18 protein-coding genes are annotated in these 18,394 nt (G+C 37.0%); 2 read left to right on the top strand and 16 right to left on the bottom strand.

Annotated features, from left to right (window positions below):
* Positions 1–60 precede the first annotated feature (60 nt).
* Both CZ490_RS03685 and CZ490_RS03680 read right to left on the bottom strand, forming a co-directional pair.
* A complete protein-coding gene (locus tag CZ490_RS03685; RefSeq protein ID WP_077617615.1) occupies positions 61–423 on the bottom strand; it encodes a Na-translocating system protein MpsC family protein in 363 nt (120 codons plus the stop codon).
* A gap of 62 nt (positions 424–485) precedes the next feature.
* Positions 486–1,751 carry an L-lactate MFS transporter gene (locus CZ490_RS03680; RefSeq protein ID WP_077617614.1) on the bottom strand — a complete coding sequence of 422 codons (1,266 nt, stop codon included), beginning with the start codon at positions 1,749–1,751 and terminating at the stop codon, positions 486–488.
* A 401-nt stretch (positions 1,752–2,152) separates the two neighbouring features.
* Between CZ490_RS03680 and fdhD the strand changes: the two genes are divergently transcribed.
* On the top strand, positions 2,153–2,962 hold the full coding sequence (gene fdhD / locus CZ490_RS03675; RefSeq protein ID WP_077617613.1) for a formate dehydrogenase accessory sulfurtransferase FdhD: 810 nt from the start codon (positions 2,153–2,155) through the stop codon (positions 2,960–2,962).
* Between the two features lie 132 nt (positions 2,963–3,094).
* On the top strand, positions 3,095–4,423 hold the full coding sequence (locus CZ490_RS03670) for an IS3 family transposase (RefSeq protein WP_077617612.1): 1,329 nt from the start codon (positions 3,095–3,097) through the stop codon (positions 4,421–4,423).
* A 72-nt stretch (positions 4,424–4,495) separates the two neighbouring features.
* Here CZ490_RS03670 and CZ490_RS03665 read toward each other — a convergent pair whose 3' ends face one another.
* The 14 genes from CZ490_RS03665 to CZ490_RS03600 all read right to left on the bottom strand — a co-directional run bounded on the left by CZ490_RS03665 (position 4,496) and on the right by CZ490_RS03600 (position 18,360).
* On the bottom strand, positions 4,496–4,936 hold the full coding sequence (locus tag CZ490_RS03665) for an SRPBCC family protein (protein ID WP_077617611.1): 441 nt from the start codon (positions 4,934–4,936) through the stop codon (positions 4,496–4,498).
* 138 nt (positions 4,937–5,074) lie between these two features.
* Positions 5,075–5,824: a Cof-type HAD-IIB family hydrolase gene (locus tag CZ490_RS03660; protein ID WP_077617610.1), complete on the bottom strand. Its 750-nt coding sequence runs from the start codon at positions 5,822–5,824 to the stop codon at positions 5,075–5,077.
* 65 nt (positions 5,825–5,889) lie between these two features.
* Positions 5,890–7,482, bottom strand: coding sequence for an FAD-dependent oxidoreductase (locus CZ490_RS03655; protein ID WP_077617609.1), 1,593 nt, complete (start codon positions 7,480–7,482; stop codon positions 5,890–5,892).
* Entirely contained in the window at positions 7,460–9,046 is a 1,587-nt protein-coding gene (locus CZ490_RS03650; RefSeq protein ID WP_077617608.1) for a DUF4127 family protein, read from the bottom strand. The genes CZ490_RS03655 and CZ490_RS03650 overlap by 23 nt, the downstream gene beginning before the upstream one ends.
* Before the next feature lie 12 nt (positions 9,047–9,058).
* Positions 9,059–9,664: a YesL family protein gene (locus CZ490_RS03645; protein WP_077617607.1), complete on the bottom strand. Its 606-nt coding sequence runs from the start codon at positions 9,662–9,664 to the stop codon at positions 9,059–9,061.
* 91 nt (positions 9,665–9,755) lie between these two features.
* Positions 9,756–10,598: a sugar phosphate isomerase/epimerase family protein gene (locus CZ490_RS03640; protein ID WP_077617606.1), complete on the bottom strand. Its 843-nt coding sequence runs from the start codon at positions 10,596–10,598 to the stop codon at positions 9,756–9,758.
* 69 nt (positions 10,599–10,667) lie between these two features.
* A complete protein-coding gene (locus CZ490_RS03635; RefSeq protein ID WP_142255421.1) occupies positions 10,668–11,516 on the bottom strand; it encodes a MurR/RpiR family transcriptional regulator in 849 nt (282 codons plus the stop codon).
* A 115-nt stretch (positions 11,517–11,631) separates the two neighbouring features.
* Positions 11,632–12,690 carry a Gfo/Idh/MocA family protein gene (locus CZ490_RS03630; protein ID WP_077617604.1) on the bottom strand — a complete coding sequence of 353 codons (1,059 nt, stop codon included), beginning with the start codon at positions 12,688–12,690 and terminating at the stop codon, positions 11,632–11,634.
* 41 nt (positions 12,691–12,731) lie between these two features.
* On the bottom strand, positions 12,732–13,721 hold the full coding sequence (locus CZ490_RS03625) for an ROK family protein (protein ID WP_077617603.1): 990 nt from the start codon (positions 13,719–13,721) through the stop codon (positions 12,732–12,734).
* A 22-nt stretch (positions 13,722–13,743) separates the two neighbouring features.
* Complete coding sequence (locus CZ490_RS03620) at positions 13,744–14,538, bottom strand: M55 family metallopeptidase (RefSeq protein WP_077617602.1); 795 nt, start codon at positions 14,536–14,538, stop codon at positions 13,744–13,746.
* Between the two features lie 13 nt (positions 14,539–14,551).
* Positions 14,552–15,568: a Gfo/Idh/MocA family protein gene (locus CZ490_RS03615; protein WP_077617601.1), complete on the bottom strand. Its 1,017-nt coding sequence runs from the start codon at positions 15,566–15,568 to the stop codon at positions 14,552–14,554.
* Positions 15,569–15,580: 12 nt separating this feature from the next.
* Positions 15,581–16,663: a mandelate racemase/muconate lactonizing enzyme family protein gene (locus CZ490_RS03610; RefSeq protein WP_234987169.1), complete on the bottom strand. Its 1,083-nt coding sequence runs from the start codon at positions 16,661–16,663 to the stop codon at positions 15,581–15,583.
* A 52-nt stretch (positions 16,664–16,715) separates the two neighbouring features.
* Positions 16,716–17,420, bottom strand: a complete 705-nt coding sequence (locus CZ490_RS03605) for an N-acetylmannosamine-6-phosphate 2-epimerase (RefSeq protein ID WP_077617599.1) — start codon at positions 17,418–17,420, stop codon at positions 16,716–16,718.
* Between the two features lie 154 nt (positions 17,421–17,574).
* Positions 17,575–18,360: a carbohydrate ABC transporter permease gene (locus CZ490_RS03600; RefSeq protein WP_234987168.1), complete on the bottom strand. Its 786-nt coding sequence runs from the start codon at positions 18,358–18,360 to the stop codon at positions 17,575–17,577.
* Positions 18,361–18,394 lie beyond the last annotated feature (34 nt).

The raw sequence follows: 18,394 nt of genomic DNA, 5'->3' as shown, positions 1-18,394 counted from the left end.
TTAGCAGGGTCGCTACCAAGTGCCAACACGATATGATGTTCAAAAAGAACACGTTTGTTGTTATTTAGTTAAGAACTTCTTTTCTAAGTCTTGATCAAATACAAAAATAGACATTCCAAAATCTCGATCAATATCAATATCAACAAATAAATCTACTAGATTTGAACCTAGGAATGTTTCCATTTCAATAGGTCTGTTTTTTCGATACATTTCTTTAACCATTTCGGTTCTCGCGGCACGAAGCATTTGTTTCCCCTCATCTGCACCGGCAATAAACTTCTCCACTGGAGACAGATTTCCTTCCATCTCACAAATGGCCCAATTTTTACAAAAGGTTGTTGTAATTTTACTAGGTCCTTTTCCCATATGCTTTTTGCGAAACGACCTTACAAGATTGCTAAACTCGGCTTCGTATTTATTCATTTTTTATTTACCTCTTACTCGTTACTCATTAACTTTAAGTAAATCAAGTTTACCAATGATTGTCAACCAGCAAGCTCAGCACCTTTTTCAAGTTGTTGTTTTTGTAACTTCTTAATATCCAAACGGATTAGAAGTGAAATCGCCAACGCAACAGCAAATAGGGCAGTAAATACCGTTAAGCTTTGAGTATAGCTTCCAGTCGTATCACGAATCCATGAAGCAAACATCGGACCTGCGAGGCCAGCTGCTGCCCACGCAGTTAAAATATAACCGTGGATTGCACCAAGCTGTTTGGTTCCAAATAAATCTCCAATATATGCTGGGATTGCTGCGAACCCACCACCGTAACATGTGTAAATGAGTGCAAGTAATACCTGGAATAACAACGGATTCGACACATATGGAAGTAATGGAAACGCAATAACTTGGATAATAAAGAATGTCGTATATGTATTTGGTCTTCCTAAATAGTCAGAAACTGACGCCCAACCAATACGACCAAGCCCATTAAATGCTCCTAACACTCCAACTAATGCAGCAGCCGCAACCGCAGTTAATCCAACACTTTCCTGTGCTAGTGGAGATGCTGCAGAAATGATTGCTATACCACATGTAACATTAATAAAGAGCATCAACCATAAATAATAAAAACGTTTTGTTTTAATCGCTTCATTTGCAGTTAATTGTGATAAATCCTGCTTTAATTTGGTTGTTCCATTTGAGACCTTTTCTTTAAAGCCAGCCGGCATCCAGCCTGCTTCAGGTGGAGCAAGGTACAACGATGAAAGAACCATAATGACAAAATAGGAAACTCCCAAAATGTAAAATGTATTTGCGATTCCTACTGTCTCAATTAGCTTTTGCATGATTGGGCTACTTATTAAAGAAGCAAAGCCAAACCCCATTATTGCAAGACCTGTTGCCATCCCGCGTCTATCAGGGAACCATTTAACAAGCGTAGAAACCGGTGCAATGTATCCAACGCCTAGACCAATTCCTCCTAATACGCCATAGAATATATATAATAATGTCAGTGATTCTAATTGAATAGCAAGACCTGCTCCAGTGATTCCAACACCAAAGAAGATAGCGGCAAGTAGACCTGAAGCACGAGGGCCGTACTTTTCAACAAAATGACCTAGGTAGGCTGCCGACAAACCTAAGAATAAAATTGCGATACTAAAGGTCAAGCTAATGTCGGTTAAATCCCATCCAAATTGATTTTGGAGGGGTTTAGTAAATACACTCCATGCGTATACAGATCCAATCGATAAGTGAATACCAACTGCCGAGGCTGCAATCAACCAGCGATTTTTTGTCTTTCCCATTCTTTACACTCCCTTTTCTCAAATTAGTGCTGTTATCCCTTACAGTAGTCCTCCTACCAAACAAAAAACCGTCAACAACCCTATGCTTATACAAGCATAAGGATGATGACGGTTAATTTCCCTAGCAGGATCGCTACTATAAAATTAACAGTAATCGCTTTCATATCTCCACATTTTGCATCAGAGACAGGTTCGCTATCCTGTGACAAAAGTGTGTCGATATTGTGACTATTGTTAAAATAGTAACAAAACTAGCAAAATAATACAATAGCCTTTTTGTAAAATTATTTTGAGTTATTAATAATCTTTTTTGTTGTGCTTCCAAAAAAAGTATGATTATAATGTAGTAATCTATTAGAAAGCGCATCCATACTTTGAAAAATAATAAGTGAGGTGTATACATGGTGGATTCCATTACTGTAAAAAAAGGAATCATTAGGTTCGAGGATGGTGAGTTGTTTGATGAGGAAGATCAAATTGTCACTGAATATCCGTTAACTATTATCCTAAACAACAATGAATTCGCAACGATGGTTTGTACGCCTTCAGAGCTTGAAGAACTTGTTATAGGATTCTTAGCTTCAGAAGGAGTAATCCGTTTCCGAGACGAGATTAAGAACCTCCATATTGATGAGGGCGGGGGCTATGCGTATGTCGAAACGACTCGCGACGTAATAACAAGTCAGGAATATTACACAAAGCGTTTCATAGGTTCATGTTGCGGAAAAGGTAGACAATTCTATTTTGTAAATGATGCAAAAACGGCGAAAACATCAACATCAACCATAACCCTTACTCCCGAAGAATGTATTACACTTATGAACGAAATGCAAAACAGTAGTCTTGTCTTCAAGGATACTGGTGGTGTACACAACGCAGCACTTTGCACATCAAATGAAATAATTGTGAACCGTACCGATATTGGTCGACATAACGCACTTGATAAAATATATGGATATTGCTTAAGCAACAAAATCCCTGTTCGGAACAAAGTAATTGTATTTAGCGGACGTATTTCATCTGAAGTATTGCTGAAGGCTGCAAAAATTGGTGTTGGGATTGTTTTATCAAAATCGGCTCCAACTGACTTAGCAATCAAAATGGCAGATGAACTGAACATTACTGCAGTTGGTTTTATCCGTGGAGGAAAGTTAAATGTTTACTCTCATCCGGAAAGAATTGTACAGAATTCGTTTGAACAAACCTTGTAAACAAAAAAGAGAGTAGTAGATTTCTTGTCTACTAATATGGTACCTGTAGTTAGGACACTTGAAAAAGAGTGTTTTATCTACAGGTATTTTTTTATATACTTGAATTTCAAGATATGGGGATTGGGGACAAATATGAGTAAAATTACATTTTCAGCAAAAGAGATAAAAACACTTCAAAAAAATCCAAATGTACAACGAGTTAGCGACCGGTCTATTACATACACTGACGCATTTAAAACTAAATTCATGGATGAGTATTTAGCGGGCAAACTCCCTAGACAAATTTTTATTGAGAATGGCTTTGATCCAGACGTGATTGGAATAAAACGTATAGAACAATCAGCTCACAGGTGGAAAAAGGCTTATGAAAAGAATGGATTAATTGGGCTTACAGATACAAGGAAAACAAGTTCCGGCAGACCCTTAAAACGTGAACTTACACCATCCGAAGTAATTGAAAGGCAAGAGGCTAGAATCAAACTTCTCGAGGGACAAGATGAGTTATTAAAAAAGCTAGAAGTGACAGAAAGGAGGCTGTTAAACAAAAGCTTAAACCTAGAACCGAATAAAGTTTATCAGTTAATTTATGAGACCATTGAACAAAATCAATTTAATCGAATGACTAAGTATTTTTGCGACCTTTTAAAAGTATCCCGTTCGGGATACTATAGCTACCTAAGGGCATCTGGTAGTCGAGAAGCAAGAGAGCAATTGGACATAGGAGCTAAAGAAATCATATTAATGGCATTTAATCGTCGGGGATATAAGAAGGGCTCACGTTCAATAAAAATGATACTGGAGAATGACTATAACATTATCTTTAGTCGTAAAAAGATACAAAGAATCATGAATAAATATGGTATTGTCTGTCCTCATAGAAGGGCGAATCCCTATAAAAAGATAGTGAAAGCGACTAAGGAGCATCAGGTGGTTCCAAACAAATTAAACAGAGAATTTAAGCAAGGAGTACCTGGAAAAGTGTTATTAACGGACATTACTTACTTGCCATATGACGGTAATTGTATGGCCTATTTGTCGACTGTAAAAGATGCCTCCTCTAATGAAATCCTATCTTATCATGTTTCAGATCGTATCACTTTAGACATCGCAACTCAGACAATCCATAAATTAGTTAATAATAAGAAAGTTAATCTACACAAAGATGCCTTTATTCACTCGGACCAAGGAAGCCATTATACGAGCCCAAGATATCAAAAGTTATTAAAAAAGTATGGACTAGGCCAATCTATGTCTAGAAGAGGAAACTGTTGGGACAATGCCCCTCAAGAGTCCTTCTTTGGTCATTTAAAAGATGAGGTTGACTATCAATCGTGTAAGACATTAAAAGAGCTAAAGGCAAAAATAAATCATTACATGGTTTACTATAACAATTATCGATATCAATGGAACTTAAAAAAGATGACTCCTATTCAATATAGGAATCACCTTCTAATTGCTTAATCTCTTTTTTTATAGTGTCCTTGACATAGGTACCAGTTTACTACTACTCTCTCTTTAATACGATTATGTTTGCTAAAACAGCTCCTGAACATTTTTCATAAACTCTGCTGATTGTTTATTTTTTGAACCTTTCATTAAGAGCTCTCCAATTGAAGCTAGTTTCCCTGTCATTTCGAAATCCATTTCATATTCAACAAGTGTTTTGTTTGGTTCGATTGTCTTAAGATTTGCGGTTAGTGTGTTTGTAAAGGATCCTGCCAGTGAAACAGGTTTTCCTTTCATCTCGACGACAATTCTTTCATTCTCGATGGATTCTTTTAACTCCCCTACCCCTAGGATTTTGATAGGGACAAATTGCACTTTTACCTCTACCAATGTTTCATAGGTTGTTGGACTCAGTTGCTTAACCTCTTTACAACCCGGAAAACAAGGTCCTAGTTTCATCGGATCCATGAACACTTTATAAACTGTTGCTCGGTCAGCATTTACTACAAATGTGTCAACTTTTTTCAAAATCCCACTCCTTACGAAATTTCTTTGATGATGTTAAAAGTTTATTAGGGTATTTTGAATGTAGAACAACAAGTTGTCTTTCTATATGCAATTCGTTTTAACAAAGCCTCTACAAATAATAGATACTTGTTTGAGTTTCTATTTGTAATCCATTTCGAATAAGTAATGACATATTGCTTTAGCTACCCCATCCTCTTCGTTTGATGATGTAATTTTATCTGCAACATTTTTGACATCATCAGCTGCATTTTCCATCGCAACACCTAAACCGACGGAGTTAATTAACTTTAAGTCATTAAAGCTATCCCCGATTGCCATTACACTCTCTAATTCTATATTTAGTAAACTGCAAACCTTTCGAATCCCATACTCCTTTGAAATCCCTTTAGTCGAAATCTCAATATTGTTATCTGATGATTGAGTAATTTCTAGATGGCCCCAACGTTCTAGTTGCACCTTCAGTTCTTTAATTAAAGATAAATTATCATTTAATAGTCCAAATTTCATCCATTTCCCATTTACAAGCTCATCCTGCCAATCGGATTTTCTAATAAAACGGTCTTCGGTGAAGCCCCAAAACCAAGAATCTGTCTGAATAGCGAGATGGTAAAGTTTAAGGATGTCCTGAGTCATTAAATAGTGTCTTTCAAGTAGATTGTTCGGTGATTTCCATATTTCTGCTCCATTTAAATACACCATCGGTGAAGTAAGAGCTAATTCTTTTCTAAATGTTTCTGCAGATTGTCGACCCCTACCTGTAGCGATGGATACAACGACCCCATTCTCACCGGCTTTTCTAACCCAGTATTTTGTTGCTGGTGTAATTTCCTTGTTATCGTTTAAAGTTGTACCGTCTAAGTCTATAGCGAGTAATCGATATGGGAGCAATTAATAACCTCCTAACTCGTAAATCGGTTGTTTACTAACATGTACGATAATTTAGATTTTCTTGTCTATCCTTCTTTTTTGTTAGTAACTGCCCCTACAACTCTTGGCCAGTCTAGTTCAATTCCTTCACGGACTAACAATTGTTGAAACTCTTTTAACAATACATGATTATTTCGAACCTCACGAGGTTTTATTCCTCTTTCAAGACAAAAACTAACAAGGTAACCAACTGTTTCTCCAATATTCCACTCTACTGGATGTAATCGAAAGCATCCATTCGTTATATGTGTGGTTCCTATATTTTTGCAGGCTGGTAGGATATTATTCATCCTTATCGGCAGGAGACACCCGAGTGGAATTTGAAAAGGATAGCTTGGAACATAACAAGTTGTGTTTGTAACTATAGTAGGATGTAAATCAATATAATACCAACCAATTCCGACAGAATCAGGGAAATTAGCTATACCCTCTTCCCCACGTATATCAGCACTAACATGTTGTTCAAGTACAGTAAATTCGGCCTTAATTCTTCTTGATTCCCTTATATAAGGATATTTAGCTAAACCGTCCTCAGTTCCGACCATATCTTTCCGTAACCTTAATCCCGGATATCCAACACCGCCATCTGGTCTTGGAGCTTCTGTTTGTAACCAATATAAAAGTGAAAGGCTAAGCTGTCTTGCACCAGTTAAATGTTTTTGTTTTTCTTCCTCTGTAACATCAATGATTGATCCTAGCCAATAATCATTCTGCGGCCAATTTATAATGGAAACTTCTCCTTCAAAAAATGAGGGCTGGAACATAGAAGGATCTATAATTCTACGATAATCCCATAAGGAGATTCCCTCACCAGGGAACATGCCGAACTTTTTCGTTTTTCCTGTTACTCCGTCTGCACCAAACCAACTTAGAAGCTTTTCATTCATAAAATCAGCCTTATATTCCTTCCAAAACTCATATTGTTCCGGTTTTTCAATTGTAAAATCTTTTCCTTCGATATAATCTACAATAAAACAATGAGTAATTGACTGGATATCTTGTGGAATCGCTGGCCCATTAACCGCATGTGGTTCGCCCGTTTCTTCCTTTGATTCAGCACCTGTTACATATTCCGTTCCTGTGAGTGGTAAGAGATCTCCGCACTCTGTAGCATCAATAAAAAATGTTCCAAACAACCTAGTAATTAAACTACTATTCTTATCCTCCACAGATACAGACAACACTTCTTCACCATCTGTTTCAGCAGAAATAATTTTATGATTCAATAAAATTGTAATTTTAGAACTGCTGATAAATGGTTGTAACATATCAGTAAGTACTGCAAGGGCAACCCTTGGTTCATGTGAAAGCCTACTAACCCATGCATTACCTGGATTAAGTAATCGATTCTTTCTGGCATCTTCTGTTAGGGGATAATTTTTGCGATAGTACTCCCTTACACGGTCTCTAAATTCCCGATATGTTTTTGTACAACCAAATTGCTCAATCCATTGATGTTCATCTGGAGGTACAGCCTGGCTCGTTAATTGTCCACCAATCCAGTCCGTTTCCTCAGTTAAGACTACTTTATTACCTCTTTTAGCTGCTGCTAGTGCCGCAGTACACCCACCAATCCCACCACCAATAATAATTAAATCAGCCTTTTGCTCCAACTTCACTGGATTCACTCCTCAAGGATTCAAATTGCAAATCGAGCCCAACTTCAAACATGCGTTTCCATGGAGAATACACATGACGTAAAATGATTTTTCCTTCAGATAGATTAGATAAGTTATCATTGATAAAATCGGAAAGCAGTTTTTTTGTAAGTCTCTGTATTTCTTCTAATTGGTCTGAGATATCAAAATACGTACCACCAAGACGTGGTACATCATGTTTTGATAGATGTTTTCTAGCAATTGTTTGGTAGCCCCAATCTTCAACTAACCTAGAATAATAATACTCTCTACTTTTGCTTTTCCTCTTTTCACTTTCAGTAGCTTGGCTTTGGTAATACGCTTCAATAATTAAATGAGAAATTACAGTTCCTAATGTATTTCCAGATGTATTCCAGCCCGCATAGGCATGAATTTTTTCAAGTAAACCTACTTTTCTTATATAATTCATTAAGGTTGTGTCACTTCCATTGCAGGTTGCAACATCTGCTAACCCAACAACCTTACTGTTTTGCACATAATAACGTAGAGCTTGAACAAATTCCCGGTAGTTAACTTCGGAGAAATAGGATTTATGCCTTTCATGAAAAGTTTGATTTGGTTCTGCGACACCCGATTGACTGACTGAAGGTGAATGTGTAAATAGTATTGCATCAGCCTCGATTGAATTGTCAGCCACAATACCACCCATTGCGGTTATATGGGACTTAATACTTTCATGTAAGCTCCGATCCTCATATTTTGGAATGATGAACGGTCCATTTGTTGAGGAGTATCTGATGTAAATTGTTGGTGTATAATTATGGATGTCACAGAAAACCTTTGCAAACAAAGTACATCCTATTTCATCTGCACCAGGGTAAATCGCAATTTTATCAAATAAATTCAGTTCTTCCACTTTAGATACAAGTTCACTCTGCTCAATAGAACTAAAACCATATTCCGCATTATCATCAAGGGGAATGATTAATGAGTCAATCATCCCATCTTCTACTAGTTCTATCGCATCATGATTAATGGAACAATTTATCCTTCTTCTTCCGATAAAATCATCTAATATCTCGGAAGGAATCTCTCCTTTTATTTCAGTCAGGCTATGAACCTCAGTCTCTGAAAGTTGCCCTCTTGATTCTTTATCTACCAATTTTCCATAACTGGATATCTTTTCCCCAAAAAACTCATAATAATCTGGTTCCTCATCGCTACTATTATAATTGGGAACTCTCATAATTAAATTAAATGCATATATAGTTAGGTTTTTATTTTGTTGTTTTAATTCCCTAATAAGTTCAAGCCTTTTTTGACACTCTTCTTTAGAAAATTTGTGTATTCTGGAAGGCACAATGCCACCATAGATAAGCATATCCAATGAGATAATTAAATAATTAGCATCCTTAGTTTCCTTCACTAACCAATTTCGAATATTACTATATGATGCTGCTATTTTCTTATTTCCTAAAATTTCTTTACTTGGTACATGAAGGGTAACGTCTGCTGAAGCGGCTAATTGTTGTGGATATATCAAATTACAAGGTCTTTCATCAAGTGGTAGATACACTATTTTCATATACAAACTCCTTTAGATACTCACTATATTTTTAACTTTAGTTATGGTTCTTTTACAAAAATAGTAATTTATAAAACTAATCATACTAAAAGCGCATAAAATAGGTAGAAATGGAATGAATGTACTAACAAAAACAATGATACTAATAAAAAGCAATATGATTATGGGAGTTGAAGGTCTCGTGATTGATAAATAAAATGAGTTTTTAATCAATTCCCTATAAGACATATCAGATTCCACTAATAGTGGGTAAATATAGAAGGACATAAATATAAACGTTAATGCTAATAATCCAATTAAGGAGATCATGATATATTGCAGGATACCTTCCAGATTCCAAATAACTTGAAGGTCAACTACTAATACAAACCCAATTAGAAATTGAAAAAGCCCAATCACACTAGATTTCTTAAGATATTTCTTAAAATGACTAACAAATCCTTTTGATACAGACGGTTCATTTCCTTCTGAAAAGTCTTTCATCACTCCAAGCATGGCGGAGGTTGAAGCTGGGATTGTGATGATAGGAAGCGAGGAAATAAGCCACAATAAATTGACATAACAAACATTTCCTATCACCTCCATTACTTTAAATACTTTTCCGTTATAGGAAAACATCTTAACCACCTCTTTCGTAAAAGGATAAATTTTGACCTATTATCCTTGGGCTCCTTATGAATCATTCAAAGGAATAAAGCTCAGCTTGATTTTAATTTCCTGCATGTACTATTGCTCTTAGATTATGTACTGATTTTTTTGCTCCTACCTTAGGGTCATCAGTTCCTTCATATTCTACAGACAGCCATCCGTTGTAATTAACACTTCTTAACTCTTGAATGACATGTTGAAGGTCAACGCTTCCTTCCCCTGCTACTGTCCCCATAAATTTTTCGCCAGACAATGCTTGAAACGCATGACCCACGTACTCTTTTCCCACTCGAACGAAATCCTTAAAGTGTACATGCGACACATATTTCTTTAAAACAGAAACGGCGTGCTTTGGATCCTCATCTACTAAAAGGAAATTACCTGTATCAAGCGTGCTTCTTACATGCGTAGAATTAACCGCATCAATTAATTCAATAACCTGTTCACTTCGACCAGCGAAGTAACCGTGGTTCTCAATTGCAAGTATTATCCCTTTATCTTCCGCATAACCTGCACTTTCCTTTAAACATTCAATAATCCATGATTTTCCTTGTTCAAAAGAAACGTTTTCACTTAAATCACCACTAAAAATTCGAACAACTTTTGTATGTAGCTTTTGGGCAATATCTATTCCTTTGTAAACTTTTTGAATTTCATTATTTCGTTCCTCTTTACTGGTCTTCACAAAGTTATTTGAAATATCATAGGCACTTACTAGAAGATTTCTTTCTGACAACAGATGTATTACTTCAGGGATTTCTTTCTCTTCATCCTTCCAGTACATATCTAAAAGCTCTACTCCATCAAGACCAATCGAAGAGGCATAATCTATAAACTCAAACACATCTAAATTTTTGTTAACAATATCTTGATGTAAACTATACATACTCATACTTAATTTCATATAATCACCTCATTAATTTATTTACTTATAAAAGAAGATGCAGTCGTAACTGCATCTACCTTATAAAAACTAGTACATCTTATCCAAAACAGCCTTAGCTGTTTGCTCAATTGATTGAAAAGTTTGACCCTTATCTTTTAATGCAATAACAGATGTTAAAATATCAAGTAAATGAAGTTGTGCAATCTTAGAAGCAAACGCTCCGCCTTGAAGTGGTGATTCCTTTGATGCAGCTAATAAAATAACATCTGCATACTTAGTAATAGGTGAGCGTGCATGATTCGTTAAACAAATGACTAATGCGTTATTTTCCTTAGCAATTCGAATTGCATCAACAACATCTTTTGTACTTCCAGAGGTGGAAATGCCAAAAACGACGTCATCCTCCGTTGCGAGAGCCGCGTTCATTGCCATAACATGCGAATCAGAAGAGGTGATGACATTATAGCCGAAACGCATAAATCGATGACTAGCGTCCATTGCAGTTATACCAGATGAACCAATACCAAAGAAAAATAACCGATTGGCCGAGATAATTGACTTGGCAGCTTTTTCGAGTGCTTGTGTTTGTAATAAGTTAAGTGTATTTTCAAGGGCATTTATATTTTGAGTTGTAATTTTGCGAGAAATAACTTCAAGTGTATCATTATCTTCTATTTTTCCATGAACCTGCTCTTCGGGACTCACAAGATTTTGAGCAACAGCTAGCTTAAACTCCTGGTACCCACTAAAACCAAGCTTCCGACAAAATCGAATAACGGTTGTCTCTCCCACTCCCGACTTTTCTGCAAGATCTGTTACGGACGAATATACAGCTTCTTCTGTATCAACCATTACGAAATCTGCTACTTTTTGTTCAGCCTTTGTTAGTGATTTATATATACTAGTAATCATAATAATTGGGTTTGATTTCGTCATTGTATTCATATCCTTCTCCTTTTCTTCCTCGGGTTACGGGAAAGTAAAACATACACGCATTAAGTAAACAAAGACGTTATAAACATGCTATATTTACAGAACGAGAATATACATCCTAAAACGTAATTTCAGTACCTTTTTTACTAGATTCATATATGCCACATAGAATTTTCATCATCTCAACCCCATCCTGCACAGGACTAATTGTTTCCTCTCCAGTATGGCAACAATCAATAAAACAATCAATTTCCGATTGAAATGCTTTCACAAAATCAAATGACAAATTGTCAATTTGAGGATTCAGATTTACAATTGTATCGTATTTTTCAGAAACGATTAATAACTCGGGTTCGATTTCCGCGCCACCCCTTTCCCCAAATAGTTTAACAGAAATTTCATCCTTTTTCGCATGAAGAGAAAAACTTACATCAACAAAAATAGAAGCGCCGTTCTCAAATCGAATGAGAGCATTTGCGAGGTCCTCTACTGTATTTTTTGTTGCATCAAAATCTGAAGCCTTATAGTAGGATAAGTTTTCTACATTTGATCTATTTCCAAGTTTATTATATGTATTACCGCTAATCGACTTTATCTTCGGTCGTCCCATAAGATACCAGCAAATATCAATCATATGAACACCTAAATCAATCAATGGACCTCCACCGGACCGTTCCAAATCAGAGAACCAACCGCCAGGATTACCTAATCTACGAATACAAGAGGCTTTTGCATAATATATATTCCCTAATTCATTATTTTGAATAAATTTTTGCAGTATGGCCGTGTTGCTTGCATAACGTCGCACAAAGCCAACTTGGAGTAGTTTTCCAGTTTCCTTTACCGTTTTTTCAATTTCCAATGCCTCTTCAACAGTTTTACACAGTGGCTTTTCTACCAGTACATTCTTTCCAGCCTTAAGTGCTGCAATACTTATTTCTGCATGACTGTTATTCCAAGTACATATGCTGACTGCATCGATTTCTGGATTAGCTAATAGCTCACGATAATCAGAGTAAACAAATTCTGCACCATAGGTCTTTGCTTTTTGTACTGCCCTCTCCTTATTAAGGTCACATACAGCAACTATTTTGGCATGATTATTGTTGGCATATGAACTAAAATGAAGTTCTGAAATGCTTCCCGCTCCAATAACTCCCACCCGAACATTTCTCATTCATAACACTCCTTGCTCTGTTTAGTAAGACTTTAGGTTTACTAATTTGTAACGTCTACATCGATTCCATATACCCAAGGCTGAATGGCGGCACCTATAAGTCCTGCATCATCACCGAGCTGGGCACTTTTAATTTCAACTGGGTCAACCAAGGAACGAATTCCCAAAATACCTATCCTTTCTCGTACTTTTTGGATAAACCATTCTCCTTCATGTAATACTCCACCACCAAGTATAATCATCGAGGGATTGAAGGTATGAATCATGCTAACAATTGCATATGAAAGAGCATTAATAGCTGTCTCTACTACTTTTACAGCTACTTCATTTCCAGCGTTATTTAATTCAAAAACAAGTCTACTTGTCACTTCTTTAGGATGTTTTTGATAGTATAATAGGTCATTATTACCTTCACTATCTCTATAGGCATCCAATTCTTCTCTCATCATTCTTGCTATTCCAGTTCCTGACGAATACACTTCAACGCAACCCTGGAAACCACAGTTACATAATGGCCCATTCATATTAACCGTAATGTGACCTAGCTCAGCACCGCCACCCCATGCTCCTCGAAGTAACTCACCACCTGTAATAACACCGCCGCCAACGCCAGTGCCTAAAGCTAGGCAGATAAGGTTTTCTACGTTTCTCCCTGCACCAAGCTGTTGTTCAGCTAGGGCAAGGACATTTACATCATTTTCAATGTAGATAGGCAAATCTGTTTTTTTAGAAAGAATATCTCTTAAAGCAACATTATTCCAATCCCTGATGTTTGCCGTACCTGAAAGTACCTTTCCTTTTTCAAAATCGATTTGTCCAGCTGTTCCTATACCAATTCCAACAAGCTTCTTCTCTTCAGTCCTTGCAGTCTCAGTTAATGAAAAAATAATATTTTCAAGCAACTGGATGATGGAGTTTTTTGTTTCCTGAGGCGTGGAAAATACTTTCTTAATTAAGACACTTCCTTCTCTACTAATAATACCCGCCGCTATCTTCGTACCACCAATATCAATTCCGATTGAATATTCCATTGAAAATGTGTTTCCCCTCCCCTTACAAAGCTAATGAAAGAACCTCAATAAAATCGTCACTCGAATATGCAGCCGTTAAACCATTTATACGTATGCTACGCGTACCATCAAAGTATCTATGATCGACTTGATCTGTACTTAAAAACTTGATTACCACTTCGTATGGCCCTTCTAATTTAACCGGCAATACATTTTCCCTATTATTAATTGATTCTTTTATCAACTCTTTTATTTCTTTATGTACTAGTTTAGGTGGTTTAATTAATGCTGCATGCCTTCCGTAGCCTTCTTTTGTTTCATACGTACATACATTAGGTATTTCCTCTATTGCTTCTGCACATGTCTTTTTATCTCCTGTTACAAGAAGGATGGGTACATTGTGTAAGCCAAATAACAGGCTATCAATTCCTATCTCACCTATAGGTCTCCCATTAATTTGAATGGACTGCCAACCGACCGAGGTCATCGTATGATCTCGAATTGCTCCTTCAGTCCCACCCATTGTGTGATAGCCGATCAACATAGCTCCATCAAATGAAGAATCCAAACCAGGGAAGCGTCTGGAGATATTTGTTGCCCCCATACAGTATCTTGCCTGGTGATGCAATTCTGAAGCAATAAAATTGTACCCTGTTCCATGAGCATCCTTGACATAGATATCATCTACCCCAGCTTCAATTAACCCCTCAATTACTGCATTAACTTCAGCTGTTAGTAGCTTCCTAGCTTCTTCATACAATAATCCACCTTTTTTAAGCTGTTCAGGTAGCATGACACCCGAAATCCCTTCCATATCTACACTCACATAGATTTTCATAACTTAGCCATCCTTACAAGTACACTTCTTTTTGTTGTTTAGAAGATTCGTAGATTGAGAGGATTAAATCAACGGCCTTTCTCGCTTCCTCTCCTGTTACCATTGGTTCTCGGTCTTCAATAATTGCTTTAGCCATATCATCAATAAAATGATAATGGCCAATTGACCTAACCCCTTCAATATTTTTAAGCTCAATTTCAATCTCTTTCGTAATATCTCCCTTATCCTTTGTAACCCATTCCTGTATTCCACTGTCGTCAAATATAATCGTACCCTTTTCTCCATAAAGTTCTATTCGGGTACTCCTTTCTGGAAAGACAGAGGTGGTACCTTCAATTACCCCAAAAGCACCGTTCTTACATTCGACAACAGATACCGCAGTATCTTCTACTTCGATATTTCTGGTTAAAGCGGCAGCTCTAGCAAACACTTTTGAAACACCACCTGTTAACCACACGAATAAGTCAATCCCGTGGACACCTTGGTTCATTAGCGCGCCTCCACCGTCCATTTCCCAAGTTCCACGCCACCCTGCACTATCGTAATAAGCCTGGTCACGGTAATATTTTAAATAGGCATCACATAAAATCAACTTTCCAATCTCTCCGTTACTGATAGCTTCTTTTACCCTTTTAACAACACCTGTGGCTCTCCGTTGGTAGACACATCCTAACTTTACCCCTTGTTCTCTGCAGATTTGTATCATTTGGGTCATACGGTCTGCTTTTATTTCGAGGGGTTTTTCACACAGAATACTTTTTTTTGCTAGTGCTGCATCGATAGCTATTTGTCCATGTGTCCCACTTGGTGTGCAGATTGAAACGACATCGATTTCTTTCATCGCGAGAAGATCCTTATAGTCCGAAACATAGGTGGAAATATTAAAGGCATTTGCAAACTTCCTAGCTGTCTCCAAACTCAAGTCTGAAACCGCAACAAGTTCAGTATTTGGACATGCTTTTATCGCCTCAGCATGTAAAGGAGAAATCACACCACATCCGATGATTCCAAACCTAATTTTACGTGTCATATTAACCCCCTACTACACTTGAATTTTATACGCATCAAGCTTTTTTTGATCTACCTCACACCCGATACCATATCCTGAAGGTAGTAAAATGGATCCCCTCTCAATTTCTCCTCTGTTTTGAATCGGATCATCTTCTAGAAAAAACGGACCATTCAAATCAGATGGGAGATTAATTCCTAAATAATTGAACAAGTGGGCACTACTTGTTAGTCCTAGAGTAGATTCTGTTAACCCGCCACCAAGTAAACCAAGGCTTGCTTCCTTAGCTATTTCTCCTGCTAATTTCGCACCAGTGATTCCACCCATTTTGGTGAGTTTAATCACTGCATAATCACATGCTTCAAGTCGAATAGCTTGTAATACATCACTTGAACTCCAGATACTTTCGTCTAAAGCTATCGGTAATGACGTTTTTCTTCTCAGTTCCCTATGTCCTAGTAAATCGTTTGCTTTTAATGGTTGTTCAAAGACGTCTACACCGATTCTCTCCATTTTTTTGGCTGCCTTTATTGCCTCAGGAAGTGTATACCCTTGATTTGCATCAACCCTAAAAAAAAGAGTTGGGGCTTCAGCCTTCACTACTTCCAAAACCTCCATATCGAGATCTACATTGAATCCAATTTTCACGTCAATAGCTTTAAATCCATTTTCACTCGCATATTTAGCTTTTTTAGCTGCCTCATTGAGGTTTCTTGTACTTATTAGGTAAGATAAATCGATATGTTCTTTTGATTTACCAAGCCAAATTTCAGATAAAGCTTTGTTAGAGCTTTTACCAATTAGGTCGTAGAGGGCCATATCAACAGCCGCTTTACAAATAGGCTGACCTTTCGAGTATCCAGAGGAAATTTCCTTGTCAATCATCTCATGGATAGTGGAGAGGTCATCAGCTTTCTTACCAATGATTACAGGTTTAATATATTTTTGAATGGTTGAAACAACAGTCTCGATCGTTTCATAACTCCATCTATGACTCGGTCTAGCCTCTCCCCAACCCTCGATGCCATCTTCTGACACGATTTTCACGTAAACATGCGGTGCACCTTGATTACTGTCCCCAACTGTCCCCCCTGAAATTTGAAAACTTTGTTTCATCGGCAATGACAGAGGAAAGACTTCCAGGTCCTTAATAATCACTTTTATCACCTCATAACTTCTTTAATTTAGCTTTGTTTATTCCCTCAACAAATCTTTTTGTAATTTCCTGCGGTCTTGTAATTGCAGATCCTACTACAACTGAATGTGCACCATTTTTAAAGGCCATAACTGCCTCATCAGGGGTTGATATTCTACCTTCTGCGATAATTGGCACCTTACACTTCGAGGTAAGATCCTTGATGAGATTAAAGTCAGGTCCTTCAATTTGTGGACTATATGACGTATATCCAGATAGTGTTGTTGAAACTAGGTCGCACCCTTCTTCTACCGCGGCAATCCCTTCAGCAACTGTAGATACATCAGCCATAATCAGACTGGAACTATGTTTTCTTATATACCAAACCAAATCTGTGAAAGTTACGTCGCTTGGTCTTTTTCTAAACGTTGCATCAAGTGTTATTACATCCGTACCAGACTCGATGAGCTCAGAAACTTCCTTTAATGTTGGTGTTATAAACACGTCACTTTCCGGATAGTCTCTTTTAATAATCCCAATAGTTGGCAACCCAGTAGCTTCTTTAATGGCCATTAAATCTTCCTTGCCATTAGCTCTTATCGCCACTGCCCCACCCATCTTTGCAGCAATACCCATTTTAGCCATGTACATGGAACCATGTAGCGGTTCATCTTCTAAAGCTTGACACGAAACAATTAATTGTTGGTGTATTAAGTTCAAAAACTCTTGTTTTTTCATCATTTCCCCTCTTTTTTATCGCACCAATAAACAAAAAAGATTAATCCACCACTAAAGCACAAGAAAGGATTTTTCTTCACATTATGCAGTTAATATATTGAAATATTGGATACGACTAGAATACCTCTCCATGAGAATGGTCTATATTTTTCTATTACCCTTTTACTGCACTACTATAGGCTCCTTTAATAAAGTAATTTTGGAATGCAACAAATACAATTAGGATTGGTACAAGAGCAATGATTGCACCTGCAGAAACAAGTCTGGTATTAGTTACAAAGGCTCCTTTTAAGTCATATAAACCTACTGTTAACGGATATGTGTTCGGATCTTGTAAAACCAGTAGTGGCCATAAAAAGTTGTTCCAAGAACCAATGAAACTTAGAATAGCTAAAGTAGCAAGCATTGGTTTTACCATAGGAATCATAATATACCACCAGATTTGCCATGGTTTTGCCCCATCAATAATGGCAGATTCATCAATTTCCTTAGGGATACCCATAAAAGCCTGCCTCATTAAAAAAATACCAAATGCGGTAACTGCCCCAGGCAAGATAACTCCAGAAAATGAACCAATAAGGTGTAACTTTTCCAATATCAAATAAATTGGAATCATTGTAACCTCTCCAGGAATCATCATCGTGGATAGAATCACTAAAAATACAATATTCTTCCCCTTGAAATTCATACGTGCTAATGGAAAAGCTGCTAACGAACAGAATATTAGTGGTAAAAGAACTCCCCAAAAGGCTAAAATCGTACTATTCCATAAATAAAGAGGAATTGGAAGTGTATTCCACACTGTAATAAAATTATCCAATGTAATATTTTCTGGAATAAACTTCGGAGGAAATGAAAATATTGCTTCGTTTTGTCCCTTTAATGCAGTCGATACTGACCATAAAAAAGGAACAATCATAACAATCATTACTACTATCAAAAAGAAATATGAAATCGTTAGGCGACTAATTTTC

It is taken from the genome of Litchfieldia sinesaloumensis (assembly GCF_900156865.1).
Lineage (GTDB): Bacteria > Bacillota > Bacilli > Bacillales > Bacillaceae_L > Ferdinandcohnia > Ferdinandcohnia sinesaloumensis.
This window is presented reverse-complemented; position numbering and strand designations above follow the sequence as displayed.